Origin of the sequence: Janthinobacterium sp. DSP2-3-3, assembly GCF_049897325.1 — a bacterium.
Taxonomy (GTDB): Bacteria; Pseudomonadota; Gammaproteobacteria; order Burkholderiales; family Burkholderiaceae_D; genus Janthinobacterium.
Window position 1 is genome coordinate 227637 of sequence record NZ_JAFCWA010000002.1, and the last position, 24272, is coordinate 251908.

At 58.6% G+C, this 24272-nt stretch carries 24 protein-coding genes; 17 read left to right on the plus strand and 7 right to left on the minus strand.

Going from position 1 to position 24272, the window contains the following annotated elements:
* Positions 1-19 precede the first annotated feature (19 nt).
* The 3 genes from ACP7DE_RS05085 to ACP7DE_RS05095 are packed head-to-tail and all read left to right on the plus strand — an operon-like array spanning position 20 to position 4279.
* Complete coding sequence (locus ACP7DE_RS05085; protein WP_426071050.1) at positions 20-2767, plus strand: T6SS effector BTH_I2691 family protein; 2748 nt, start codon at positions 20-22, stop codon at positions 2765-2767.
* 9 nt (positions 2768-2776) lie between these two features.
* Positions 2777-3472 carry a putative type VI secretion system effector gene (locus ACP7DE_RS05090; protein WP_426071051.1) on the plus strand — a complete coding sequence of 232 codons (696 nt, stop codon included), beginning with the start codon at positions 2777-2779 and terminating at the stop codon, positions 3470-3472.
* An 18-nt stretch (positions 3473-3490) separates the two neighbouring features.
* Positions 3491-4279: a hypothetical protein gene (locus tag ACP7DE_RS05095; RefSeq protein ID WP_426071052.1), complete on the plus strand. Its 789-nt coding sequence runs from the start codon at positions 3491-3493 to the stop codon at positions 4277-4279.
* 19 nt (positions 4280-4298) lie between these two features.
* Here the strand turns inward: ACP7DE_RS05095 and ACP7DE_RS05100 are convergent, their stop codons facing one another.
* On the minus strand, positions 4299-4595 hold the full coding sequence (locus ACP7DE_RS05100) for a helix-turn-helix domain-containing protein (RefSeq protein ID WP_426071053.1): 297 nt from the start codon (positions 4593-4595) through the stop codon (positions 4299-4301).
* Between the two features lie 278 nt (positions 4596-4873).
* Positions 4874-5476: an NAD(P)H-binding protein gene (locus ACP7DE_RS05105; RefSeq protein WP_426071054.1), complete on the minus strand. Its 603-nt coding sequence runs from the start codon at positions 5474-5476 to the stop codon at positions 4874-4876.
* Between the two features lie 312 nt (positions 5477-5788).
* On the opposite strand from ACP7DE_RS05105, the gene ACP7DE_RS05110 reads away from it, so the two are divergent.
* Entirely contained in the window at positions 5789-7360 is a 1572-nt protein-coding gene (locus ACP7DE_RS05110; RefSeq protein WP_426071055.1) for a PA domain protein, read from the plus strand.
* A gap of 261 nt (positions 7361-7621) precedes the next feature.
* Positions 7622-8989, plus strand: a complete 1368-nt coding sequence (locus ACP7DE_RS05115; RefSeq protein WP_426071056.1) for a chitinase — start codon at positions 7622-7624, stop codon at positions 8987-8989.
* Between the two features lie 36 nt (positions 8990-9025).
* Here the strand turns inward: ACP7DE_RS05115 and ACP7DE_RS05120 are convergent, their stop codons facing one another.
* Positions 9026-9610, minus strand: a complete 585-nt coding sequence (locus ACP7DE_RS05120) for a TetR/AcrR family transcriptional regulator (RefSeq protein WP_426071057.1) — start codon at positions 9608-9610, stop codon at positions 9026-9028.
* Positions 9611-9702: 92 nt separating this feature from the next.
* Between ACP7DE_RS05120 and ACP7DE_RS05125 the strand changes: the two genes are divergently transcribed.
* Entirely contained in the window at positions 9703-10053 is a 351-nt protein-coding gene (locus tag ACP7DE_RS05125; RefSeq protein ID WP_426071058.1) for a nuclear transport factor 2 family protein, read from the plus strand.
* 228 nt (positions 10054-10281) lie between these two features.
* The gene (locus tag ACP7DE_RS05130) at positions 10282-10704 is read left to right on the plus strand and encodes a DUF2061 domain-containing protein (RefSeq protein ID WP_426071059.1); all 423 of its coding nucleotides are present in this window, start codon (positions 10282-10284) and stop codon (positions 10702-10704) included.
* Between the two features lie 9 nt (positions 10705-10713).
* Here ACP7DE_RS05130 and ACP7DE_RS05135 read toward each other — a convergent pair whose 3' ends face one another.
* Positions 10714-12159 (minus strand): amidase, encoded by a 1446-nt coding sequence (locus ACP7DE_RS05135; RefSeq protein WP_426071060.1) that lies wholly within the window; start codon positions 12157-12159, stop codon positions 10714-10716.
* Between the two features lie 101 nt (positions 12160-12260).
* On the opposite strand from ACP7DE_RS05135, the gene ACP7DE_RS05140 reads away from it, so the two are divergent.
* The 3 genes from ACP7DE_RS05140 to ACP7DE_RS05150 all read left to right on the plus strand — a co-directional run bounded on the left by ACP7DE_RS05140 (position 12261) and on the right by ACP7DE_RS05150 (position 15243).
* On the plus strand, positions 12261-13169 hold the full coding sequence (locus tag ACP7DE_RS05140) for a LysR family transcriptional regulator (protein WP_426071061.1): 909 nt from the start codon (positions 12261-12263) through the stop codon (positions 13167-13169).
* Positions 13170-13531: 362 nt separating this feature from the next.
* Positions 13532-14044 (plus strand): MarR family winged helix-turn-helix transcriptional regulator, encoded by a 513-nt coding sequence (locus ACP7DE_RS05145; protein WP_426071062.1) that lies wholly within the window; start codon positions 13532-13534, stop codon positions 14042-14044.
* Positions 14041-15243, plus strand: coding sequence for an FAD-dependent monooxygenase (locus ACP7DE_RS05150; RefSeq protein WP_426071063.1), 1203 nt, complete (start codon positions 14041-14043; stop codon positions 15241-15243). Before ACP7DE_RS05145 ends, ACP7DE_RS05150 begins: the two co-directional genes overlap by 4 nt.
* Before the next feature lie 3 nt (positions 15244-15246).
* On the opposite strand, the gene ACP7DE_RS05155 is transcribed toward ACP7DE_RS05150, so the two are convergent.
* Positions 15247-16041 (minus strand): SDR family NAD(P)-dependent oxidoreductase, encoded by a 795-nt coding sequence (locus ACP7DE_RS05155; RefSeq protein WP_426071064.1) that lies wholly within the window; start codon positions 16039-16041, stop codon positions 15247-15249.
* A 69-nt stretch (positions 16042-16110) separates the two neighbouring features.
* Here ACP7DE_RS05155 and ACP7DE_RS05160 point away from each other — a divergent pair, with 69 nt between their 5' ends.
* The 5 genes from ACP7DE_RS05160 (at position 16111) to ACP7DE_RS05180 (ending at position 18827) form a co-directional block, all read left to right on the plus strand.
* A complete protein-coding gene (locus ACP7DE_RS05160) occupies positions 16111-16530 on the plus strand; it encodes a MerR family transcriptional regulator (RefSeq protein ID WP_426071065.1) in 420 nt (139 codons plus the stop codon).
* Entirely contained in the window at positions 16527-17180 is a 654-nt protein-coding gene (locus ACP7DE_RS05165) for an SMI1/KNR4 family protein (protein ID WP_426071066.1), read from the plus strand. The genes ACP7DE_RS05160 and ACP7DE_RS05165 overlap by 4 nt, the downstream gene beginning before the upstream one ends.
* 97 nt (positions 17181-17277) lie before the next feature.
* Positions 17278-17829, plus strand: a complete 552-nt coding sequence (locus ACP7DE_RS05170) for a DUF4142 domain-containing protein (protein WP_426071067.1) — start codon at positions 17278-17280, stop codon at positions 17827-17829.
* 103 nt (positions 17830-17932) lie between these two features.
* Positions 17933-18319, plus strand: a complete 387-nt coding sequence (locus ACP7DE_RS05175; protein WP_426071068.1) for a hypothetical protein — start codon at positions 17933-17935, stop codon at positions 18317-18319.
* Positions 18320-18332: 13 nt separating this feature from the next.
* A complete protein-coding gene (locus ACP7DE_RS05180; RefSeq protein WP_426071069.1) occupies positions 18333-18827 on the plus strand; it encodes a hypothetical protein in 495 nt (164 codons plus the stop codon).
* Here the strand turns inward: ACP7DE_RS05180 and ACP7DE_RS05185 are convergent.
* Together ACP7DE_RS05185 and cadR are read right to left on the minus strand one after the other, a co-directional pair.
* Positions 18824-19867: a hypothetical protein gene (locus ACP7DE_RS05185; protein WP_426071070.1), complete on the minus strand. Its 1044-nt coding sequence runs from the start codon at positions 19865-19867 to the stop codon at positions 18824-18826. The two genes, ACP7DE_RS05180 and ACP7DE_RS05185, sit on opposite strands and share 4 nt — an antisense overlap.
* A 12-nt stretch (positions 19868-19879) precedes the next feature.
* Positions 19880-20311: a Cd(II)/Pb(II)-responsive transcriptional regulator gene (cadR, locus tag ACP7DE_RS05190; RefSeq protein ID WP_034787498.1), complete on the minus strand. Its 432-nt coding sequence runs from the start codon at positions 20309-20311 to the stop codon at positions 19880-19882.
* A gap of 97 nt (positions 20312-20408) precedes the next feature.
* Between cadR and ACP7DE_RS05195 the strand changes: the two genes are divergently transcribed.
* Positions 20409-22724, plus strand: coding sequence for a heavy metal translocating P-type ATPase (locus ACP7DE_RS05195; protein WP_426071071.1), 2316 nt, complete (start codon positions 20409-20411; stop codon positions 22722-22724).
* 85 nt (positions 22725-22809) lie between these two features.
* Entirely contained in the window at positions 22810-24249 is a 1440-nt protein-coding gene (locus ACP7DE_RS05200) for an alpha/beta hydrolase (protein WP_426071072.1), read from the plus strand.
* Positions 24250-24272: the final 23 nt, after the last annotated feature.

Consider the following 24272-nt stretch of genomic DNA (forward strand, 5'->3'; position numbering starts at 1 on the left):
AAGACCCTCAGGAAAATTTATGGCTTGTACTAATCCAAAAAACCCAGAATGCGAAAACTGCAATAAGTCTGGACTGGCTATTCTGCCTGTTCGATATGCCGTTGTGCCAAAGGATGTTGATGCAACACTACCCGATCCGCTAGGAAATAAAGTCACGGACGTGAAACTCAAGCATCACAAGTATGCATTGCGCACCTTGCGTAAAGGTTTTGTCTATCTTTTTTATGAAAAACATGCGCGTGGAAGTCAAATCAAATGGGAAGTGTATAGCGTCTCTGAGGCAGGGACCTTATGGAAACAATATTTTAACAGCGGTCTCAGGCCAATTAGCGTTGAACCGGCCTGTTCGCGCGACGGGCATAATATACCTGCTTCAATCATATCAATCGAAAAACCCGAAAAATGTGGCAAAGTCTGGCTGGCATTTTCAGACCATGCATGGAGTAAAGAAACTTTCACTTTGTTTGCCAGCGACGAAAAATTGCGCGACAAACGTATGCAAACTTTTTTACCTTCGATATGGGTGACGGCTGGAGGTTACCGACACGGCCTTCCCGCTACCAAGAAAAATATTGAAAAGGTGATTGAGTATAAAGAAAATTTCAATTCAATAAGTATCAACGGGCTGCCGCTCGGTGAAATAAGCAAGGTAGATGGTAGTTACAACGCTTCAAAACTGAAAATGGAAAGCACTTGCCATGCTTTGCACCTGAGAAAAGGTGAAAGCGAAAAACTGGCTGGATTGATGAAAACAGTAGGTGAAGCAAAAAATTCCAAGGGCAATGCTCCTGTCATTATCGCCCTATGGGATGCATTTGGCATTACCCATGAGCTCAACGGCTTCCGGAATGAACCTGCAGGTTGGATAAAAAAATACAGTGAAGAACGAGAACTGGAACTGACTGCATTGCAAGGCATCGAAGGCGTCAGAAAAACTCTGGAAAATACGGCGGTGGCGAACGAAGAGCAGCATCAGGAGGACACGCGAAATAACGCTCCTCAAATAAGCTCAACAAAGGAACGCCGTGATCGGGCATTAAAACTGGCGGAACCGCAAAGAAGTCGTGAAACCGAAGTATGTGATTTGTTGGACCAGTGGGCTCGGGAGAAGGTGCCGGTTACCATGGGTTTTAGTGCACGCCTTAATGATGCAAATGCCTATTCGGAGCCGTCGCGCAGTATCAAGATGGCCAAGGTAAAAGCCGATGCGGACAGCTTTATTGCGAGGCGAAGAGAAAATTCTCCAGCGATGATCGCCAAAGAAAAAGAACTGTCTTGGGCGAAGTATGAGGAGATGCTGGAGCCTGGAGCTTATCAGGACTTCCGGATAAAATATGATGCGATGCTGGATGAAGCAAAAAATATTATCGACGAAAGAACACATGATCTGATCATGTGGTTGGAATCAAAATCATTGATTAATTACTTGAGCGAATTTAATGTGGAGAGTATCGAAGATGGTGTTGCCTTTGAGGATAAGATAGGTAGTGCAATAAACGGCATGAATTCGAGTATTCAAGGACAGAATAAAATTACCGAATGGGTCAAAGAGATGAAGGCGCATGAGTCAAATCTTCTTTGGCGTGCCCTGTCTTTGAATCAGAAAGTACTTGGTGAGCAATTTAATACTGCGCTGGCAGAAGCAGGAACGAGTTTCAGCGAGGTCGGTAAGGCCAGTATGGATTTTTTGGCAGTGCATATCAGAAAGGCCTGCGATATCTACAAGAAGGTCAATACCATGCAAAATACCTTGCTGAAGGCTGCAGACGCTACCGAGGGTATTAAAATCATAAAGGTGGTTGATCTTGATCGCTTGTTCATGACAGTTGGAGATTTGCTGTTCAGGCCTTTTTTGAAGAGAGGGGCAGATTCCACAGCTGAATATGCGGTTCGAGGTTTGATGATGGCGCGTGCCGGAGTTGAACCTGGTCGCATCATCAGCGCAATAGAAATTCAGGCAAGGCAGGAAGGTTTAGCCAGAGCCGATATTGTACGTCGCTTGTCGACAGCGAAAAGCTTCATCGGATCGGGGAATGATTTAAAAAGCGACAAATATGCAGCACTGGAAAAGAAATGGATGGAGGTAAAGGGAGATACTACCAAAGGCCCTACGGCACTGAAAGAAAATCGTTTATCGTTGCTTGTCGCGACACTTGAAATTATTAATTTGGTAAAGATTGCTTGGGAATTCAAGGATGATAAAAAAACCTTGGGTGAATTGTGTGCTGCCATATGCTCGACGACTGCCGCGATTCTTGATATTGGCGCCAATGCAGCAAAACATTTAGTCGGCGACAAGGTATCGGTGACATTTCAATATTTAAAAGTGTATGGCGGTGTTCTAAGTGCAGCAGCTGGTTATTACTCGGCAGTTAAGGATTTGGAAAACGTAAATGTAAATATCGATAAGGATAATTATAGTTTGGCAGCTCTATATTCATTGAAATTTACAACTCAATTTATTGCGGCTACCTTTGGCTTACTTTCAAGTTTGTCATATGCTGCCCCTCTAATGGAAAACAGCGGTCGAAAAATTATACAGTGGACAGGGTCAAGACTTTTGTATTACCGATTGTTTAGTATGACTTGGGCAGTTCGGCTTAACATGGCTGGTCTTGCTATAACCTTAATTATATGGTTTGTGACGCCAAATTCTTTAAAAGAATGGTGCGAGAAATGTCCTTTTGGAAAAGAAAAAGAAAAAGGTGCGAAGAATCCAAAAATTTTGTTAGAGGAACTTGGGAGGTCTTATAAGGACGTGTCATGAGGAAAATATATGCATGAATTATCTTATCAGTTAGTCAGCGGTATGGTTGAGAATTTAAGAACTTCCGAGATGCATGTAAATTATTTGAAAAATGCTGAAAAATTCAAAAAAATGTCCGGTTTGGCTGCGATTGTGCAAGCTGCTGCCGGCGAGCCAGGCGCTGTTCACAGCGCACAGGCAGCGACAAGTGACGGTGATCCCGTTACAGGGTTCACCATGAATGTCAATGGAAAATTGATTATTGGGAGTTTTTGGAAGGTTGATTTTAAGGATGGGGATGCGGTTCAAGTGGTTGGGTATCAAAAAAATAATGAATTTATTGCTTTGGCAGTAGTGGATGTAAAGAAAAACAAGATATGGATGCAGCCACATTCTGAACGTGGAACAATTGCCAAAAAATATCATTTATTAAAGTGCTGTGGCTATGCTTTTATTGCATTATATATTTTAGCAATTTTGGCAGCACTTTTTGGTGGAATCCCGGTCTGGTTCATGTTAATTTGCGCTACTTTTAGTACTCCAATTATTCTATTTATAACCGTTGGCTTGAGTTGGAAAGATTTTATGGAGTTCTCAAAGGAGATGAATAGAGTGGGGAAGGCACTAGGAATCGCTGAGCCGGAAAAAATTGATCTTTTTAAAAGTACGAGAAAATCAAGAAATTCAGGAAAACCCGCTTTGCCGATGGGTGTGTATTATCTTTAGGCGTGAAGGAGATACTCTATGGAGATATTTCTAGACGATTGGACGCTTGTGCTTGCAAGCCATCTTTTCGATGAGCGACAGGAATCGAATCGCCTACCTAACAAGGTGTCGACGGCATGGGAAGAGGGGCATCGCTCTAGTCATATCCGACAAATTGTTGAAGTTTCGCTGGCTGGGCGAATCGCCGACGCAGTAATCGCTATGGCCGACGAGTCCGATGCCTTGCAATCGTTGAGGCGGATCGCTGGGAATTCGATGGATCTTCAGCACCGTACGCAATCACAAGGTAAGGACCATCTTTGGGAGCTAGAACTATGCGATCTTTTGCGACGGCGTGGCATTACAGCTGATTTGGTCGATCCGCCCGATCTTCAGGCAAGCATCGGTGGCGCGGCCATACCGATAGCATGCAAGAAAGTGTATTCAGAGAAGGGGGTCGAAGCCCAGATGAGGAAGGGCGTCAGGCAGATTGAAGCTCGAGGCGAGGGAGGCATCGTTGCCATGAATATTGACGACCTAATGCCGGAAGACGGGCTACTAAACCAACCTGATCATGAGGCTGCTTCGGTTTGGCTAGGCGATTTTGTGATGAGCTTCATCAGTCGGCACCAACGGCACTTTGAACGATTCGTCGCTGCTGGCCGTTGCGACGGAATATTCGTGTCTGCATCGTGTGTATGTGATCTGGCCCACGGCGGCCCGCGTTTCACGACTGTGACGGACGCAACACTTTGGACACTGGGCAGCTTGCCTGTCAGAGCCAGATCACGTGTCGAACTGTTGCGCGATGCGATGATACCGGCTTAAAACATTGGACAAAATGCCCTTAGCAGACACCGCCTGGGATGACGAATCGCCAATTGACTGTAGTTCTCGCGTTTTTTGCCGGCATCCACAAACCGCGCTTTTTCTGCCTGGCCTTGATCGTCGGCGGGGCAAAACTGAGTCCAAGTACACCCAGCAGTTTCACCACGCGTCCAAAACTCAAGTCGGTGATGGTTCCAGCCTCCAGTTGCTGCACCGTCTGGTGCGACAGACCCGCCAACCGCGCCAGGCGAAGCTGCGTCAACCCAAGGGCCAAGCGACGGACGCGGACTGCTTTGCCGACTTCGTAGAGGTGCATGAGTTACCGTTTTTGTGGTGTACAAAATATTTTGTATCCTTTTTTCTGACATTGGGAAATGTCGCAATGAGTCGCTGTCGCGGGAGTACTCACAATGCTGTCGGCGTACTCGTACTAGTGAATGTAAGGCTTTGATTTTGCACTCTTTTAGCCATTTGACATAATATAAATTATGCGAAATTATGGATGAATTTGAAAGAACTCCCATTTTGCCAACTCCCCAATCGCAAATGCGATTTCCCTTCTCTGCGCGCAGCTGCCGCCTTTGCTTGGACAAGCTACATGAAATACGGCTTTTCCCCGTCCGTGTTCGGTTTGTTCACGCCCAGGTTGGCGTGCAGGTGCAATTCTGGCGCTTCGATGATGCTGGTGATCAGGTTTGCCACGCTCCTGCGCGACACCACGGTGCCTTTGAATGGCGCGTGGCGCGTGGTCAGTTCGTAGTCGACTTCGTCTTCGTCCGTCATCCAGGCTGGGCGCACGATGGTGTATGCCAGGCCCGACACTTCGATGGCGTCGGCGGCGCAGCGGAATGGTTTCAGGTCTTCGGCCAGCCTGGCGTTGTTCCACTCGCCAAATTTGCCGGGAACTTCATCGTAGATACCCATCGACAGGACGAAAACCAGGCGTTCGACGCCCGAGGTCCGCATGGCGGCAATGATGCTGTTGGCCTGGTCTTCCATGTCGTCGCCCACCAGATTGGCGTAGACCAAGTCGTGTCCGGGCATCGTTTGCTGCAGCAATGCCTGGTCCAGTACATTGCCGGCCAGCACGCTTCCGTTGGCCGGGACTGGCGTGGGCAGCTTGCCGGGATTGCGCAGCAACAGCGTCAAGGCGATGTCTTCACTGCCTGCCAAGGCGCGGATGACCCACTGCGCCAAGAATCAATGATTTTTTCTTCATTTTCGCTTTCATCATGGCACAGTGCCATGCAGGAAGTTACAGGCTTTCTTTGACGAAAGGAACACGGCGCGCTTGAAAAAGAGGCAAAGCCCGTTTTCACGGGTGCAGGCCCAGCGCCTTGTCTCATGGTAAATTGCCGCTCGTGACAAGTTTTCCGTTGCCTGCGATATCAATGAAATCAGGGCGTTGAAGACTACTTTGAATGCGAAGTCTCAACATAATGCTGTGCATCGAGCACGTCGCTGGCCCTGCTGATCGAAGCGTCGGCATCAAATAATCAGGAGAGACGCATGACCCAGGCGCATCCACACACCGCGCTTTTACCTCACTCCCGCCGCTTTCTGTCCCTTGGCGCGCTGGCCATCGCGGCCGCCTTGTCCGCCTGCGCCAGCAAGCCTGGTCCTTGGCCTGCGCGCGCCCTGCCGCCGTCGGCTGCCGTGACGGCCGATGCCACGCAGTTTCTGTCCAGGAAACAACTGGTTGACTGGCAATACGACCTGGACGAGCGCCGCCTGCGCGCCACGGGATCTCCCCGGCATGAAGCGTATATCGACGTCCTGCATGAACGCCTGGTGCGCGCCGGTGTCAAACAACTGCGCTTTGAGCAGGTCAGCTTCCGGCAATGGTCGGTGGAACGGGAACACTGGAGTCTGGAAGTGACCGATGGCGAACGGCCTGGCATGCTCGTTTCGGCCGGTTATATTCCATATTCGGGCGTCACGCCGCCGTCCGGCCTTGTCGCGCCCCTGGTTTACCTGGCGCCCGGCAGCCAGCCCGATGCCAGCCTGGCCGGCAAGCTGGTGCTCGTCGAGATGCCGAAGGTGGCGTGGACGGGCAAGGTTTTCCACGATTCCGCCGTGCACATGCACGATCCGCAGAACGCCATGGGGCCGGAGACGCCGTATGCGCGCCCATTCCAGATGCTGGGGCCGTTCATCGCCTTGCTGGACAACCTGCAGACGGCTGGTGCGGCAGGCGTGATTGTCATTCTTGATGCGCCAGCCTCGACGGCGTACGGCCTGTATGCGCCCTACGACGGCGTGGTGCGCCAGCTGCCCGGCGTGTTTGTCGACCGTGAGCGGGGCCGGCGCCTGCGCGACAGCGTGCTGGCGGGCAAGCCTCCAGCCGTGAGGCTGACCATGGATGCCACGGTGCGGCAAGTGCAGACGCGCAACCTGGTCGGCATCATCCCCGGCAAGTCCGAGGAATTGATGGTGCTTATTAGCCACACGGATGGCCCGAACGCGCTGGAAGACAATGGGCCGAACGCCATCGTCGATATGGCCCAGTACTTAGCGCGCCTGCCGCAGGACAGCTTGCCACGCAGTATCATGCTGTTGCTGACGAGCGGCCATTTCGCTGGCGGCGTGGGTATCGAGCAGTTTATTGATCGGCACAAGGATGATGGCTTGACGCAACGGATCGCTGCCACCCTCAGCATCGAGCACCTGGGCGCGCTGGAAGTACTGCCCGACAGCAACGGTTATTTGCGTCTCACGGGCAGGTTCGAGCCGGCCGCCCTGTTTTCACCGCGCACGCCGGCCCTGATGAACGCCGCATATGCCATGCTGAAGCACGCCGATGCGGCCCCCGCATTCGTGCTGCCGCCCACCAATCCCGGGGGGGACGGTAGTCCGAAGAATGCCGCCTGGCCTGGTGTAGGCCAGTATTTCTGGGCTGCGCAGCGCATTCCCACGATGAACTACATCACGGGACCGAACTATCTGCTCAACTACGGCGCCGACGCCGTGACGCGCGTGGACTACCGGCTAATGCAGCGCCAAACCGTGGCCTTGACGCAGATGCTGCTGGACCTGTCGCGCGTGCCGTATGCCGATTTGCGCAAGGAAACAGCGCCGTAGTTGTCGCGGGAGTCCACCTCCCTTCCCCGCCCTGCTCCCCGCGCGATTCCGGGCACCATACCAGCGCACTGGAAAACAGGCACTGGTATGGCCCGTATCGCCCTTGCCCTGGGGTGTGGCCGCAACTGGTATTGTGATCTTGCGCAAAGAATAAAACCAGTTGACGACCACTTGCAATGCTTGCACTCTGAAAAATCGGACGGTGTCCAGCCGGCCGGCCATGAAAAAAATACACAAGGAGATGCAATGAACCGGACAGTCATGAATACCCTTATTCTTACCCTCTTCGGGGGGACGTTGGCCGCCTGCGGCGGCGGCAGCGACGGAGCCAACGCCGGCGCAAGCCAGCTGCTGGCCGGTGCGACCTCAGCGGTGGCCTGCTACACGCCATGGAACAGCGGCACCGCCTACAATGGCGGCGGCCAGGCCAGCTATAACAACGTCAACTACACGGCAAACTGGTGGACGCAAGGTAATAACCCGTCGACCAGCAGCGGCGGCGCCGGCAGCGGTCAGCCGTGGACGGTGGTGGGAGACTGCGGCACGCCGACACCCACGCCTACGCCAACTCCGACACCCACGCCTACCCCTACCCCAACACCTACGCCGACTCCGACACCTACTCCGACACCTACTCCGACACCTACTCCCACCCCGACACCGACACCGACACCAACGCCCACCGGCTTGGCAAAGCACGCGCTGATCGGCTACTGGCACAACTTCACCAACCCCAGCGGCGCCACCTACCCGATCAGCCAGGTCAGCGATGACTGGGATGTGATCGTCGTCTCGTTCGGCGACAACGCGGGCGGCGGCAATGTCAGCCTGACCATCGACCCGGGCGCGGGCACGGAAGCGCAATTCATCGCCGACGTGGCCGCCAAGCGGGCGAAAGGCAAGAAAGTCATCCTGTCGCTGGGCGGGCAAAACGGTTCCGTGTCCGTCGGCAACACGGCCGAAGCGACGAATTTCACCAACAGCCTGTACGCCATCATCACCAAGTATGGCTTCGACGGCATCGACCTAGACCTGGAAAATGGCGTGGCGCAAGGCGCGGCTATCCAGACTTATTTGCCGATCGCCGTGAAAAACCTGAAAACCAAGGTCGGCAGTGGCTTTTACCTGTCGATGGCGCCGGAATGGGTGTATGTGGAAGGGGGATACACGAGTTATGGCAGCATCTGGGGCGCCTACATTCCCATCATCAATGCCTTGCGCAGCGAACTGACGGTGCTGCACCCGCAGTACTATAACAATGGCGACATCTACACGCCGTATGCCACGGGCGCCATCAAGGCCGGTTCGGCCGACCAGCTGGTGGCCACGGCGCGCATGCTGATCGAAGGATTTAACTATGGCGGCAATACCTTCGCCGGCCTGCGTCCGGACCAGGTGGGCTTTGGCGTGCCATCGGGGCGCAGCTCGGCCGGCTCGGGTTTTACCACCAATGCCGACGTCAGCAACGCCCTGAATTGCCTGACGCGCTTGCTCAACTGCGGCACCATCAAGCCGCTGCAGGCGTATCCGGACTTCCGTGGCGTGATGACGTGGTCGATCAACTGGGACCGCCACGACAACTATAATTTCTCCGTGCCGACGAAGACTGTGCTGAAGACCCTGCCGTAACTGGCTTGGCCCGTCTGCGCATGGGAGGCAATCCGCTCACATGCGCAGCAGCGCGGCGCCCAGCAAGCGCATGTGCAGCGCAATGCCCTGGCGCAGCGCCTCCCCTCCCCCTTGCGTGTGCTTGATGCCATCCATGGTCGCCACCAGCAAGCCGGCCACTTGCGCGGCAGTTGCCTCCACCCGTCGCAGCGCGATATCGCCCACCGCTTCGGCCTGTTCCAGCGCACCGGCCAGCGATGCCACCAAGGTTGCCCGCGCATTCAAGGTGATGTCGGCGGCCAAGGTCATGTTGGCATCGAACAATTCCTGCCCATGCGCGCTGGACGAAATTTCCGCCGTCAAGCCTTGCTGGAATGCCAGCAGCGCCGTCTCGATACGGGCGAAGACGGGACCGGGCTCGGCCAGCGCCGCGGCCACTTGCGCCATGACGCTGGCATGCGCTCGTTCGGAACCGGCGCGAAACACGTCTTCCTTGTTCTTGAAGTGCAGGTACAGCGCGGCGCGCGACATATCGGCAGCCTGCGCGATGTCGAGCATGGACGTCTTGCGGTAGCCGTAGCGGCAAAACACGGCCAGCGCCGCATCGAGTATCCGCTGGGTTTTCAAGGTGTGGAGTGACATGTGGGCATATTGACACTTTGAATATATAGTGTCAACATGACTTTTGGATAACTTACGTCAAAGTATCACACTCTATACGGAGGGATGGAATCATGGAAGAACAGGAGCCTGGCCGCCAATCGGCCTTGCAACATACGGAACAATTGCGCGATATCGAACGCAGCCGCCTGCGCGCGCTGGTCGATGGCGACCTGGCGGTGGCGCACAGCTTGCACGCCGATGATTTTCAGCTGGTCACGCCCATCGGCAGCATGCTGTCCAAGGAAGAATATCTGGGAGCCATCGCGGCAGGCCACATGCGCTATCTGAGTTGGGAGCCTGGCGAGATCGCCGTGCGCCTGCACGGCGATGCGGCTGTCCTGCGCTATCAGGCCCAGCTTGAAATCAATTTCGGCGGCCAGGCCGTGCCCCGCTCGCGCTACTGGCATATCGACAGCTATTAGCGGCGCGATGGACGCTGGCAAGCCGTCTGGTCGCAGGCGACGGCGATACGCTGACGGCGATGGCCGCAGATGGCTGCAGATGGATGCGTCTGCAGCAGGGGCAATTGATATTTATCAATTCATAGCTTAAAACTATGGATTCAGTTGAAATATTTTACTTTCTTTTGTAAATGAGAATCGTTACTATCTAAATCAAGGATAAACGAATTCGATAGAAAGGAGCATCCCTTGTTCACTGCCATCAAAACATTCAGCCAGGTCTGCACGCATATGTCGATCGCCTTCGGCCTTGCCTATTTGCTGACGGGCTCGTTGGCGCTCGGTGGCTTGGCCGCAATCATCGAACCGATCATTAACGTTGCCCTGCTGCCCTGGCATGAAAAAGCCTGGCATGCGATCCGCCGCCGCTACGCCCCCAGCCGCCTGGGTTTTGCCGCCGTGGCCGGCGAAAAACTCAGCCAAACGACCTTGCACATGGGTGTGGCCTTCGGCGTCATGTACTGGGCCACGGGGTCGATGGCGTTCGGCGGCTTGCTGGCCGTGGTCGAGCCGATCTGTAACGTGATCGTCCTGCCCTTCCACGACCGGCTGTGGGAAAAAGCCCGCTTTCGCCTGGAAAGCCGGGGCGCCGCCCGCCTCGCCGCCCTGTAGTCGTCCTTCTTAATTACCTGCCCACACGGGCGGCCGCCTTGGAAGCCACGGCGCCGTCCGTTCCAGCTGTCCCGCCAGACGCAGCAGCACGCCATCCTTTGCATAGCCGGCCATGAACTGCATGCCGATCGGCAAGCCATCAGGCGACTGCGCCAGCGGCACGGACATGGCTGGCAAGCCCGCCACGTTCGCCAGCGGCGTGTAGGGAGAATGCTCAAACAGGCGCGCCGTCCAACCCAAGCCATCGAGTTTGTACTCATCCTCGCAATAGCGCCCCAGCTGCCATGGCAAGTCCGGCATGGTGGGCGTCAGCAGCACGTCGTACTGGCCAAATACGGCGCCGGCATGGCGCGTGACTGTGTTGCGCACGTCGAGGGCGGCCACGAAATCGACGGCCGAGACCGCCTGGCCATGGCGGTAGCAAGCCAGCGTGGCCGGCTCCAGCGTGTCCAGCGACACGCCGCGCCCGCTTTCCTGCGCCAGGGCGTCTATCCAAGGCACCAGGTTGGCGCACCAGATGCTGGCATTGGCGTGCACGAACGCTTCCCACGACACACCCAGCGCGGGTTTTACTTCTTCCACGTGATGACCCAGCCCCTCCAGCAGGCGCACGCTGGCGTCCAGTGCGCTATTCACTGCAGCCACGGGATGGGCGCCATTGCAAGCGGCGCGCTGCACGCCGATGCGCAGCTTGCCCGGTGCCACGGCCACCTGCGACAGCCAGCTATGGCCCGGTGCACTCGTCACATACGGCTCGCCCGGCAGTATTCCTTGCACGGCGTCAAGCAAGGTCGCGCTGTCGCGCACCGTGCGGCTCACGCCCAGCTGCACGCCCAGGCCGCTGAAGATTTCGTCTATGGCGGGGCCGTTCGAGACCCGGCCACGGCTCGGTTTCAAGCCGAACAAGCCCGTCGACGCGGCCGGCACGCGGATGGACCCGGCCGCGTCCGTCGCATGGGCCAGCGGCACGATGCCGGCTGCGACGGCCGCCGCCGCGCCACCGCTGGAGCCGCCCGCGCTCAAGTTGACGTTCCAGGGATTGCGCGTGGCGCCATACAGCACAGGTTCCGTGGTGGTGGCAAAGGCCATTTCCGGCGTGCTAGTGCGGCCAAACGTTACCAGTCCCGCCTGGCGAAATTGCGTCATCAGATGAGAATCCAGCGCGGCGACATGGCCAGCGCCCAGGCGGCTGCCCGCTTCGCTGCGCTGGCCCGCCATCGTCACGGCCACGTCCTTGATCAGGAACGGCACACCGGCAAACGCCGCAGTGCTGACTGTGCTGTCGATGGCGGCCACATCCGCCGGCCAGAGCTCAACCACGGCGTTGAGCTGCGGGTTGACGGCGGCGCAGGCGCGCACGGCCGCGTCGTACAGTTCGGTGGCAGAGACGGCGCCAGTGCGCAGGAGCTGAGCCAGTCCTAATCCATCAAAGCTTGTATATTCATGTAGTTGCATCAGTTATTTCCTGTAATGGATGAAGAATGAAAGTCACAGGAACCACTCTAGGGCTTGCGCTATCATAGTGGAAATGAATAGTTCATATAGAAGGTATAGTCATGAACAATTTGCATAAGCTTGACTTGAATTTGCTGCTGACCCTCAACGCCTTATTGATCGAACGCAACGTCACGCGGGCGGCGGCGCGGCTGCACCTGAGCCAGCCGTCCGTCAGCGTGCAGCTAGGCAAGCTGCGCACGGCCTTCGACGATCCGCTGCTGTTGCCCGGGCCGCGCGGTATGCTGCCCACGGCGCGCGCGCTGGCCCTGTTGGCACCGTTGCAAGCCGTGCTGGCCCAACTGGAGCAAGTCTTGCAGCCGGAACAGGCGTTCGAGCCGGCTACGGCCGAGGTGCGCTGGAATCTGGCGGCAGCCGACGCCACCGAATATGCGATTTTGCTGCCCATGCTGGCATCTCTGCGCACGCAGGCGCCGTTGTCGCGCATGGCCGTGTTCGAAGCCGTGCCGGCGCGCATGGCGCAAGACCTGGAAAGCGGCCAGGTCGACCTGGGCTTTTTGGCCCAGGAAGAAGCGCCGCCGGGCTTGCGCCACCGCACCCTGTTCACCGAACACTATGTGCTGACGGGCCGCCGCGACCATCCGCTGCTGCAGGCGCCACCCGATCTCGACCAGTTTTGCGCGCTGGAATTCATCGTCGTCTCGCCCAACGGCGGCGGTTTCCGCACGGCCGTCGATGTAGCGCTGCAGCAACTGGGGCGAACGCGCAAAGTGGTGCTGTCGGTACCACATTTTCTCATCGTCCCACCCTTGCTGGCGGCGTCCGACATGGTGGCCCTGCTGCCGTCGCGCCTGTTGAAAAACGCGCTGGGCGCGCTGCGCACGTGGGAGCCGCCGATGCGCCTGCCCGATTACGAGATGGCCATGGTCTGGCACGAGCGCATGCACCTGGACCCGGCGCACCGCTGGTTGCGCGAACGCATCATGGAGCGCAACGGGAAGCGAGCTTAAGTCGCTGCCTATCAGCCGGTCGCTGTTGACAAAGATCAAAAGTCCGTATACCGTCTCACATTATCACTAACTAAGTTAGCTATTAAATAGTATCAATACTGCCGCACTACCTTGTTGGCCGATTTTACTTGTCATGATCGTTTCCGAAATCATGGATTTGCTGTAAAGGCTGGCCGGGGCAATCCATTGCCGCTTCGATAGGCGTGGCCGTGTTCAGTGCGGCATTTTTGCCGCGCATCCCGATGTGGCGCCGGACCTGGCTTTAAGTGCCGCGTTGACGATCCAGGCTTTCATTCTCGTTGCCTTTATGGGCGTGACTATATTTTTTTCAACTGCTGCAAAATCTGAACTTGAGGTAAGCCATGCATGACCAGGAAACACATATTGAATCATTCGCAGCAGAAGATCCGCGCGGCATGCACATCGCAGGCGATGTCATCGGCCGCCAGTTGCAGGATATCGCGATTCTGACGCGCGATACGGCATTGCGCCTGAGCACCGCGCTGGGCATTAATCAGACCGATCTGGCATTGATGGAGCAATTGATCACACATGGTCCCCTTTCTCCCAATGAGCTTGCCTCGCGCCTTTCCGTCACTACAGCGGGCGTGACGCTCGTCATCGACCGCCTGGAACGTGCCGGCCATGTGACGCGGGAACGCCAGCAGGACGACAAGCGTCGCGTGCTGGTGCATCCCGTGCAGGCATCGGTGGCCCAAACGTACAGGCATATCGCACCGATGCTCGATGGTCTGGACGCGGTGTTGAGCGGCCTGTCGGCGGACGAGCGTACGACGATTGAACATTTTCTCCAGCAAGTGATTACTGTGTACCAGAGCACTTTGCCAACCACATCAAAAAAGAAAACCATATGACGATTAAACGAAAAATCTTGGTGACAGGGGCAAGTATCGCCGGTCCCACCCTGGCTTTCTGGCTGTCGCGCCTGGGCATGGAAGTCACTGTTGTCGAGCGGGCGCCCGAATTTCGCGATGGCGGGCAAACGATCGACGTGCGCGGCGCAGGCAAGCTGGTGGCGCAACGCATGGGACTCGAGAGCGCCATCCGCTCCCGGAGCACGCATGAAGATGGCATCAGGTTTGTCGACGCGCAAGACCGTACCCAGGCGGAATTTGGCATCGGGGCGTTTGGCGGCAACGGTCCGGTGGCCGAGCTTGAAATTCTAAGGGGTGAGCTGGCCAAGCTGCTAATCGAGCATAGCCGTCAAGCAGTGAACTACCGATTTGGCGATAGCATTGCGGCGCTCGAAGAACTGCCCCATGGCGTCAACGTGCGCTTTGAACAGGGCGGCGAAGAAATGTTCGATCTCGTGATTGGCGCCGAAGGCGTCGGCTCGCATACGCGCACCCTGGTGTTCGGGGACGAAGTCAAGCGCCGGTCGTTCAATCTCTACACGGCCTATTTCACCATCCCGCGCGCGCCGGGCGATGCGCGCCAGATGCGATGGTTCAATGCCCCTGGCGGCTTGAGCGTTTGCTTGCGTCCCGATAACCTGGGCACCACCCGCGCCCTGCTCTCGTTCCAGGAAGCGCCCAGTGCTTATGAAAAGCTCTCGCCGGCCGAGCAAAAGACACTGCTGAAGGAGAAATTTGGGGCTCTCAAGTGGGAGACGCCGCGCATCCTGGCGTCCCTGGACGACGCCCCCGACCTGTATTTCGACCAGATTTCTCAAGTCAAAATGGCGCGATGGTCAAAGGGCAGGATTGCGCTCGTTGGCGATGCCGCCTATTGCGCCTCGCCCATCAGCGGCATGGGCACGAGCCTGGGCATGTGCGGCGCTTACGTGTTGGCAGGCGAACTGGGACGCCACGACACTCACACGCAAGCATTTGCCGCGTATGAAAGCATCATGCGCCCGTATGTTGATCAGGCACAGAGCATGCCCTCATTCGCGCCCCGCCTGGCTTCCCCGCACACCCGCGCCGGGATCGCCCTGGGCCATGCCATGTTGCGCATGTCAAACGTTCCAATTGTGAAATCAGTTTTGGCCAAGTTCCTGACGCCCAAGGCAGATGCCATCTCGCTGCCCAATTATGCGGACATGGCCTTCTGAAGCCTAGGCCGCCTTCGGTTTGAGCATGTTTTCCACGATGCCCAGCACAGTCTGACGCGGCAGCAAGCGCGGCAGCCAGGCCAGCAGCCGGTTGGGCCGGCCCGCTACGTGGCTGCTGCAGCCGCGGTCCAGGGCGCGCAGCGCTTCGTCGACCACGACTTGCGGCGCCATGCGCTGACCCACGGCCGCTTCGGGTGCGGCCACCACGTCAAAGAAGGCCGTGTCCGTGGCGCCCGGGCAGAGGGCCAGCACGCGCACACCACGGCTGCGGTTTTCCGCCCACAGCGCTTCCGAAAACGACAGCACGAAAGCCTTGCTGGCGCCGTAAATCGCCATGTAGGGATCGGGCTGCAGAGCCGCCGTGGACGCCACGTTGAGAATGGCGCCCCGCCCTTGCGCCAGCATGTGCGGCAAGACGCAGTGCGTGAGTTCCATCAGGGCCGTGCAATTGACGGTCACTTCGGCTGCCTGGCGCGCGAGGGGAATGGTTTCAAACCTGCCATGCGTGGCGAAACCCGCGTTATTGATCAGCACGTCGGGCGGCATGCCCAGCGCGCAAGCTTGCGCATGGGCTTGTGCAGCGGTGCCGGGCAGGCTCAAGTCAGCCACCAGCGCGTGCGCGCGGGTGCCATGGCGCCGGGAAAGGTCGGCGGCCAGCATATCGAGCACGGCGCCCGAGCGGGCCAGCAGCAGCAAATGCGCGCCGCGGGCGGCCAGGGTTTCCGCAAAGACGCGGCCGATGCCGGACGAGGCGCCCGTGATCAGCACAGTTTGATTGGTGTAATTGAAAGCGGTCATGGCAATTGAATCGTAGTGAAGAGAAATTCACTGTAAACTGTGGTCTTTAGACCACGGTCAAGAGGAAACATGCGCATCGGAGAAATCACCCGCCTGACGGGCGTCAGCAAGGATACGGTGCGCTTCTACGAGCGCCAGGGCTTGTTGGATGAAGCGCCGCAGCCGGGCATGACGAACAACTATAAAGAGTACTCGGCGCAAGCCTTGCGGCGCATCGAGTTGATCGGTCACGCCAAGGCGCTGGGTTTTACACTGAAGGAAATCGCCGAAGTCATTGCCGTCTGGCAGGAAAATGCGCTCGATGCGGCTACCAAGCGTGTCATGCTGGAAACGAAAATCGCCCAGATTGACGACAAGGCCCGCTCGATGGCCGTGCTGCGCGCGGGCCTCGTCGATGCGCTGGCCAAGGTGGAGACGGGCTGCAACGATGTGGCGCCAGTGCACATAAACGAGGATAAATTCAAGAATAAATACAAGGATAATCAATGAGCAACCGTTACACGCAGTACCGTCACCTGGCAATCGAGGGCGCCAAGCCAGCCCCCACGGCACAGCAGATCGCCGCCATCGAAACCTTGCTGGAAGCACCGTTGCCGCCGGCCTTTCTGGCTTTCCTGCAGGTGGCCAACGGCGCCTGGTTCGACTACACCTGCGATGTGCCGGACGGCAATGGGGGTATGGAAAAAATGGGCTTCAATACCTTCTTTAGCGCCGAGGAAGGTGATTTCTGCGATGAAACGTTGGTGGGCGAAATCCGCGCCGCGCGCCAGCATACGGACATGCCGGTACGTATCCTACCGTTCGCCCGCGATGGCGGCAATTCCATGGTTTACCTGGATCTGACGGAGGAAGGCGGCGGGCGGGTGCTGGCCTATGTGCAGGAGTTGCCGGATTGGACGGGCAAGCGCACCCACGGCATGATGGAACTGGCGCCATCGTTCGACGCCTGGCTGGACGGCCTGTATATCGACCGCGATACGGTGCTCGATGAACTCGAACACAGCGTCGCGGAGCCGTCCCACCTGGAGGCGATGGCGCAGTGGCTCGATATCGGCATGCCCGCCTGGCGCCGAGATGCAGGCATTACCGCTTTGTTTGCTCTAAAACAAGTGGAACTGTGCGCTAACGAACAGGACTAGTCCTACGGGGATAGTCGTGAGCGTCCTATGGGTGTACGCAGGCTGCGGGCTTAACATTGCCATCAGCTTGTAGAAAAAACCATACCCGAGGAATCCCATGCGCATCTCCACCACCAGTTCCCGTACCCCATCCCTGAAGAGCGTGGCCATAGCCGCCGCCGTGGCGCTGTTGAGCGGCCTTGCCATCAACAGCATCGCCGCTGCCGCACCGGGCGCGTACGACAAGCAATTCCTCAGCAAGGCTGCCGACGCGGGCAGCACGGAAATTGCCGCCAGCAAAGTGGCCCAAGGCAAGAGCAGCAATCCCGAGGTGAAGAAATTCGCCGATGCCATGGTCACGGCACACACGAAAGTGGCCGAGGAATTGAAGCAGTTGGCAAGCAGCAAGCAAATCAAGGTCAGCGACCAGCCCGGTACGAAGCACCAGGCGCAGATCGACAAGCTGGGCCGCCTGGAAGGCCAGCAATTCGACAAGGAATATGCGGCCAGCATCGGCGTGGCCGCGCACAAAGAGGCCGTGAAACTGTTTACGGATGCCAGCCAGAAGGTTAGCGATCCCGACATTAAGGCTTTCGCCAAGAAAACCTTGCCAGCGTTACAACATCATCTGGACATGGCGTACGCCTTGCAGGCGGCATTGGCGAAATAGACAGCAATACGCGGATAAATACTCGACGTACATGCCGTACAGCAAGTATTTCCGCTCTTGACATACAATGCGGCAACTTCGTTTTCGGCCATGCCATGACCTCATGCAGCTACTCAAGAAAACCTGCCTGATCGCCGTCGCCATTTTGTTCGCCATCCTGCTGGCAGGCTGGCTCTTCATCAAAGTGGCGGCGGCGCGCAATGCTACCGTGTATGCCCAGCAGTGGAACGAGCAAGGCACCTGCGTCATCAAGACCTATATGCCGCACTATGGCAACGGCGTGCCACAAAACATCGTGCGCGCACTCAGCACATCCACGTTTTTCCGCGTGTACCACAAGGATGGCACCTTGCTGGAAAGCACCGAATGGGTACTGGACATGCATGAAGACGGTATCCTCGACTATGCACGCTGGGGCCAGAACCACCACCGCGCCATCTACCCGACCGACATGGGCTATGAAGGCTGGACCTTGCCCGAATGCGCGTGAACGGGGAATAATCATGCAAGCACTAAAACAAAAGGGGCTGCGCGGCCCCTGGGTCGACGTGCCGTATGAACCCACGCTTTACCAATTTCTCGGTCCTTTTGACGTGTACGACCGCGAACACACGCTGGGCGTGGAACTGAACACCTGGGACATGAACGACGCCAGCCGGCGCGCGGCACTGATACGGCGCGACATCACGGCGCAATTCAAGGAACTCAGCTGCCGCCACCGCCATGCACTGGTGGCAGTGCTGGCACAGGCGCTGCAAGACCCTGGCTATGACTTCCAGGCCATCCTAGAGCATGATCCCGAGAGTACTTACGCCCTGCCGCCCGGTGGGATGACATGGACGACCCGCGCGCCTTCTTTGTCGATATCTACTGCCTGGTGCGGCAGGACGGGCGCGACGACCTGGCGCGCGCGGCGGCGAAAGATCCGGGCGACTGGTAGCGGCTCGATCGACGCCTTTCGTCAAGGCGATAGCGACCGGCCCCTGCAGCCGCGTTAGCGCGGTGGCTGCATGGCCGCTGCGGCGCAGTCGAGCATCCGCTTGCCTGCCGCCACCAGCGCCGGATCGTCCTCGTCCTGCAGCAGCTTCCCAACGACGCTCTGGTCCATAACGCTGCCCTGCATGGCGGCCAGGCGCGCCACGCGGTCTTGCATGGCGCCATCGCCGATGGTACGGGCGCTGAAAAAGCGGTACAGGCCGGCGATTTCGCGCTGGTGCAGCCATTCCATCAATTGCACCAGGCGCGCCTGCTCCACATAGCTCAGTTCTCTCACCTTGCGCTCCGCCAGCGCGTAATACACTTCCAGGCGCGCCATCCAGTTGCCCTGTGCGGCAGCCGCAAGCAGCTGGTCCCAGACGGCACCGAAGTGCAGCATCGGCAGCGGCTGCAACTGAAAGGCCAGCACGGCTTGCTGCTGCGGCAATGCGCCGTAGGCGGTGGGCGCCTTGCAGGCGAACTGGCGTACATCGGGGCCGCCTTGCCGCAAGCCGCTGGCGATATGCCGCTCGATCTTGTCGCCGATGGACAGCAGGCGCTTGGCGTGTTCCTGCGTCGACCACTGCGGCGGCAGCTTGCCCAGCCAGGCCAGGGCATCGTCGTTGGCCCTGGCAGCCAGTACATAGGCCGCCGCCTTGGCCTGTTGATCTTTCTCTCTGGCCAGTTTCGCCGCATCTTGTTCGATATCGTACAGGCTGGCCGTTTGCTTGAGTGTCAGGCATGACTGGAAGGCGGCAGGCGTTTCCTGCCAGCAGCGAGCCGGTACAAGGAAGGTCCAGCGCATGCTGAGCGTTTCGAGGACATACGACTCTTCACCTTCTTCGCCCTTGAGATAGGCGCGGCCGTCGGCCTTGGTCAAGCCTTTTGTCAGCTGCTTGCCGCCAGCCGTGCTCCAGGTGTACGGGTCATCGCTTTGCGGCACGCCGGGCACGGCGTACAGGGTCAGGTAGTGGCCGGCAGCGGGAGGAGTGTCGACGGCCTGGGCCAGCGGCGACAGCAGGGATAAGGTCAGTAAAGTACTTCCAGGTATCAGTTTCAGCATGCAGCAATCGGTTCAATGGAGTTCGGTATGGCAGGCGCAGTCGTGGCCGCTGGCCGCCTCGGACAAGTTTTGTAGAATCGCGCAGTCTTGCGACGGCTGCGGCTGGTCGCACTGGTGGCGCAAGGTCACCAGTTGCTGCTGCAAGGTTTGCAGGTTGGCCATTTGCTCGGCGATGCGCAAGATATGGTGGTCGAGCAATTCGTTGACACTTTGGCACCCTTCGGCCGGATTGTTCTTAAATTCCAGCAAGGCGCGGATATCCGTCAAGCCGATCTGCAGGGAGCGGCAATGGCGGATGAATTGCAGCCGTTCCTGGTGCTCCTCCCGATATTCGCGGTAGCCGGCGCTGTTACGGCCCGGTTCTTGCAACAAGCCCGCTTTTTCATAGTAACGCACGGTTTCCACGTCACAATCTGTCCGTTTGGCCAGTTCTCCGATACGCATGGCATCCCTTTTCATTCTTTCGTGCAAATTCCGCTTGACCCTGTAGCGGCTACAGGGTTTCTAATGCAAGCATACACCAATCCAGAAGGATGATGCGATGCCGCACGATAGCCATAACCACGCGCAGGGCCACGATCATAAGCACGAGCATGAGCATGAGCACAAGCAGGCGCACGAAGCAGCCGCGAACGCTACGCCCAGGGCGACCAGCTGCTGTTCCAGCCAGCATGGGTGCTCGTCTGCGCCTGCCGCGCCGTCAGGGCCAGCCCTGCCCAGCGCCCCCATCGCCGGCGCGAGCATGGCCAAATACCGCATTGCCAACATGGATTGCCCCACGGAAGAGCGTTTGATCCGCAACAAGCTGGCCAATATGGCGGGCGTGGTGGGCCTCGATTTCAATCTGCTGAACCGCGTGCTCGATGTGCATCACACCCTGGCTTCGCTGGCGACGGTGGAAGCGGCCCTGCACGGCATCGGCATGCAGGCGATTCCCATGCAGGCGGACGCTGCCGTGACACGCGATCCGAACGATGGCAGCCTCAGCAGCCTGCAAAAAGGCTTGCTGGTGGTGTCCGGCCTGGCGGCTGCCGCTGCCGAGGCGCTGGCATGGACCACGCACGAAGACAGTTCGCCCCTCGTCATCGCCCTGGCCCTGCTATCGATTGCCACGGGCGGCTGGCCGACCCTGAAAAAGGGCTGGATCGCCCTGAAAACCTTCACCCTGAACATCAATTTCCTGATGAGCCTAGCGGTGTTTGGCGCCATTGCCATCGGCCAGTGGCCGGAAGCGGCCATGGTCATTTTCCTGTTCGCCATCGCCGAGCTGATCGAGGGATTGTCGCTGAACCGCGCGCGCAATGCCGTGCACAGCCTGATGCAGCTGGCGCCCGACACGGCGACGGTCGCCGATGCCAGCGGCGCCTGGCAGCCGGTAAGCGTGGCAACGGTGGCTATCGGCGCGACCATGCGCGTGAAGCCGGGCGAGCGCATCGCGCTCGACGGCGTGGTGGCCAGCGGCGCATCGTCCGTCAACCAGGCCCCCATCACGGGTGAAAGCATGCCGGTGGACAAGGCCGTGGGCGACGTCGTGTATGCGGGCACCATCAATGAACGGGGCTTGCTCGACGTCACCGTGACGGCCAACAGCGGCAACAGCACCCTGGCGAAGATCGTCAAGGTGATCGAGGAGACCCAGGGCAAACAGGCGCCCACGCAGCGCTTTGTCGACAATTTCGCCCGCTACTACACGCCGGCCGTGGTCGTCTTCGCCATCCTGGTGGCCGTGCTGCCGCCTTTGCTGCTGGGCGCACCCTTCATGGCATGGGTGTATAAAGCGCTGGTGATGCTGGTGATCGCTTGCCCGTGCGCGCTGGTCATTTCCACGCCCGTCACGGTGGTCAGCGGCCTGACGGCGGCCGCGCGGCGCGGCATTTTAGTGAAAGGCGGGCAATTCCTGGAAACGGGCTACCGCATCAAGGCCATCGCCGTCGACAAGACGGGCACCCTGACCATGGGTAAACCGGCCGTCACGGATGTGGTCGCATTGGAAGGCAGCAGCCGCGACGCCATCTTGCAGTTGGCCGCCAGCCTGGATGCCAATTCTGCCCACCCACTGGCCGCCGCCATCGTCAAGGCGGGGCCGCCCGCCAGCAGTCACTTGCCCGTCAGCCAGTTTGCCGCCCTGCATGGGCGCGGCGTACAAGGCGATATCGCTGGCCAGACCTATTATCTGGGCAATGCCCGCCTGATGACGGAATTGCATGTCGTGACGCCGAAATTGCAAGCCATCCTGGCGCGGCTGGAACAGCAAGCCTACACGGCCATGGTCCTGGCGACCAAAGCCGGCGCGCTGGGCGTGATCGCCGTGGCCGACGTGCTGCGCCCCTCGGCGGCGTCTGCCATCGCCAAATTGAATGCGCTGGGCGTGACGACCGTGATGTTGACGGGAGACAACCTGCTGACGGCGCAGCGCATCGGCGCCGAAGTGGGCGTGAGCCTGGTCAAGGCGGAATTGCTGCCAGAAAACAAACTCGATGAAATCAAGGCATTGCAGCAGCAGTTCGGCGTGGTGGCCATGCTGGGCGACGGCGTCAACGATGCCCCGGCCCTGGCGCAGGCCGACATCGGCTTTGCCATGGGCGCGGCCGGCAGCGACACGGCCATCGAAACGGCGGATGTGGCGCTGATGGACGATGAATTGGGCAAATTGCCTGAATTCATTGCCCTGAGCCAGCGCACGCGCAGCATCCTCGTGCAAAACATCAGCTTCGCCATCGGCATCAAGGCCATCTTCTTCGGCTTGGCGCTGGCCGGCATGGCGACCCTGTGGATGGCCGTATTCGCCGACGTGGGCGCCAGCCTGCTGGTGGTGGCCAACGGGCTGAGATTGCTGCGTAATGGAAAAAGTAACTAAAGCCCTCCAGAAATAGTTCCATCTGGACAATTACTGTAAAAAACGCTATTTTGGCGGCTGTTCTCCACCGCCGCCAAAGTAGCCGATGACCTTCCTGCCCTGCCTGACCTTGCTGGCCACTCTGCTGGCTGGCACCTCCCTGCACGCCGAACCCCTATTTTTCACGCCCTGTTCCGATACGGCTGTTCCCGGCAGCCTGTGCTCGGGCTTGAACGTGCCCGGCAGCTACGATGCGCAAGGCCGCGCCGTCGGCGATACGGATGCGATGCACGTCTTCGTGCGCAAGATCGCCGCCGACGTGCCGGCCGGCAAACCCGCCAAGGGGACCCTGTGGCTGGTGGCGGGCGGCCCCGGCGAATCGGGCGCGTCGTTCTACAGTCTGCTGCCCACCTTGCGCCGCAGCTTTCCCGGCTTTGAATTCCTGATTCCCGACCACCGCGGCACGGGCCACTCTTCTCGCCTGTGCAAGGTGGAAGAGTCCGAACAAAGTCCCGGCGGCCGCGCCCTGGCGGGCGCCGAATGGGGCAGTTGCTTTGCCGGCATCAACTTGATGCCGGAATACGCGGGCCAGTTTTCCATCACGATGGCCGCGCGCGACTTGAAAGCCTTGATCGAAGGCGAACGCGGAAGCAAGAAGCCGCCGGTCTATGTATATGGCGTGTCGTATGGCACGCAGCTGGTCTTGCGCACCTTGCAGCTGGGGCCGCTGCCCGTCAAGGGCGTCATCCTTGACTCGCTGGTGCCGCCGCAAACGGATGCGCGCTGGGACTTGAGCCAGCGTTCGCACGTGGTCAACACGGTCGGTCTGCAGGTGCTGGCCCAATGCGACGCGGATGCCGCTTGCCATGCGGCACTGGGTGATCCGGCCGCAAGCCTGTACCGCCGCGTGCTGGACACGGCGCAAGCCGATTCCTCCCTGCTGGCCAAAATTCCCGGCAAAAACCTGAAAAACTTCCTGGGCGGCATGCTCGACGTACCGGCCGCCCGCGCCCGCATCCCGTATCTGCTGCGCGAGCTGGACCAGGGCGACGATGCGGAACTGGCGTCCGTGCGCGCCATCCTGACACAGGCGGCGGCCAGCCTTGGCAGCTATCCCCAGTCGCCGCTGTCGATTCCACTGGTCAATATCATCAGCAATTCGGAAAACAATCTGCAGCCATCCTTGCGTCCCGGCTGGACGGCCGCGGACACCGACCGCGCAGAGGCGGATTTGCTGTTTAGCAGTCCCCTGCCCCGCATCTTGCTGGGCGGCGGCTTGCCCACCTACCCGCGCGATGCCTACTTCGGAGGCCTGCCGGCGACAGTGCCGCCGATGCTGGTGTTGCAGGGAACACTGGACCCGAAGACGCCGTACGCGGGCGCGCAGGCGCAAGTGCAGGCTTTGACGCAGAACAAGGCCGGGAAAGTGGCCCTGTCCACCGTGCAGAACGCCCCGCATTTCCTTTTATGGACGGCGCCCGCCTGCTTTGAACAGGCCAGCAGCCGCTTTATTGCCGGCAAGGCGGCGCAGGATTGCACGCTGTAGTTCCCACCAACTATAGAGAAGAG

Excerpts from the sequence above, each read along its gene's own strand:
- ACP7DE_RS05085 (WP_426071050.1), top strand. The coding sequence starts at position 20 with ATGGCTTGTACTAATCCAAAAAACCCAGAATGCGAAAACTGCAATAAG.
- ACP7DE_RS05090 (WP_426071051.1), top strand. The coding sequence starts at position 2,777 with ATGCATGAATTATCTTATCAGTTAGTCAGCGGTATGGTTGAGAATTTA.
- ACP7DE_RS05095 (WP_426071052.1), top strand. The coding sequence starts at position 3,491 with ATGGAGATATTTCTAGACGATTGGACGCTTGTGCTTGCAAGCCATCTT.
- ACP7DE_RS05100 (WP_426071053.1), bottom strand. The coding sequence starts at position 4,595 with ATGCACCTCTACGAAGTCGGCAAAGCAGTCCGCGTCCGTCGCTTGGCC.
- ACP7DE_RS05110 (WP_426071055.1), top strand. The coding sequence starts at position 5,789 with ATGACCCAGGCGCATCCACACACCGCGCTTTTACCTCACTCCCGCCGC.
- ACP7DE_RS05115 (WP_426071056.1), top strand. The coding sequence starts at position 7,622 with ATGAATACCCTTATTCTTACCCTCTTCGGGGGGACGTTGGCCGCCTGC.
- ACP7DE_RS05120 (WP_426071057.1), bottom strand. The coding sequence starts at position 9,610 with ATGTCACTCCACACCTTGAAAACCCAGCGGATACTCGATGCGGCGCTG.
- ACP7DE_RS05125 (WP_426071058.1), top strand. The coding sequence starts at position 9,703 with ATGGAAGAACAGGAGCCTGGCCGCCAATCGGCCTTGCAACATACGGAA.
- ACP7DE_RS05135 (WP_426071060.1), bottom strand. The coding sequence starts at position 12,159 with ATGCAACTACATGAATATACAAGCTTTGATGGATTAGGACTGGCTCAG.
- ACP7DE_RS05140 (WP_426071061.1), top strand. The coding sequence starts at position 12,261 with ATGAACAATTTGCATAAGCTTGACTTGAATTTGCTGCTGACCCTCAAC.
- ACP7DE_RS05145 (WP_426071062.1), top strand. The coding sequence starts at position 13,532 with ATGCATGACCAGGAAACACATATTGAATCATTCGCAGCAGAAGATCCG.
- ACP7DE_RS05150 (WP_426071063.1), top strand. The coding sequence starts at position 14,041 with ATGACGATTAAACGAAAAATCTTGGTGACAGGGGCAAGTATCGCCGGT.
- ACP7DE_RS05155 (WP_426071064.1), bottom strand. The coding sequence starts at position 16,041 with ATGACCGCTTTCAATTACACCAATCAAACTGTGCTGATCACGGGCGCC.
- ACP7DE_RS05160 (WP_426071065.1), top strand. The coding sequence starts at position 16,111 with ATGCGCATCGGAGAAATCACCCGCCTGACGGGCGTCAGCAAGGATACG.
- ACP7DE_RS05165 (WP_426071066.1), top strand. The coding sequence starts at position 16,527 with ATGAGCAACCGTTACACGCAGTACCGTCACCTGGCAATCGAGGGCGCC.
- ACP7DE_RS05170 (WP_426071067.1), top strand. The coding sequence starts at position 17,278 with ATGCGCATCTCCACCACCAGTTCCCGTACCCCATCCCTGAAGAGCGTG.
- ACP7DE_RS05175 (WP_426071068.1), top strand. The coding sequence starts at position 17,933 with ATGCAGCTACTCAAGAAAACCTGCCTGATCGCCGTCGCCATTTTGTTC.
- ACP7DE_RS05180 (WP_426071069.1), top strand. The coding sequence starts at position 18,333 with ATGCAAGCACTAAAACAAAAGGGGCTGCGCGGCCCCTGGGTCGACGTG.
- ACP7DE_RS05185 (WP_426071070.1), bottom strand. The coding sequence starts at position 19,867 with ATGCTGAAACTGATACCTGGAAGTACTTTACTGACCTTATCCCTGCTG.
- cadR (WP_034787498.1), bottom strand. The coding sequence starts at position 20,311 with ATGCGTATCGGAGAACTGGCCAAACGGACAGATTGTGACGTGGAAACC.
- ACP7DE_RS05195 (WP_426071071.1), top strand. The coding sequence starts at position 20,409 with ATGCCGCACGATAGCCATAACCACGCGCAGGGCCACGATCATAAGCAC.
- ACP7DE_RS05200 (WP_426071072.1), top strand. The coding sequence starts at position 22,810 with ATGACCTTCCTGCCCTGCCTGACCTTGCTGGCCACTCTGCTGGCTGGC.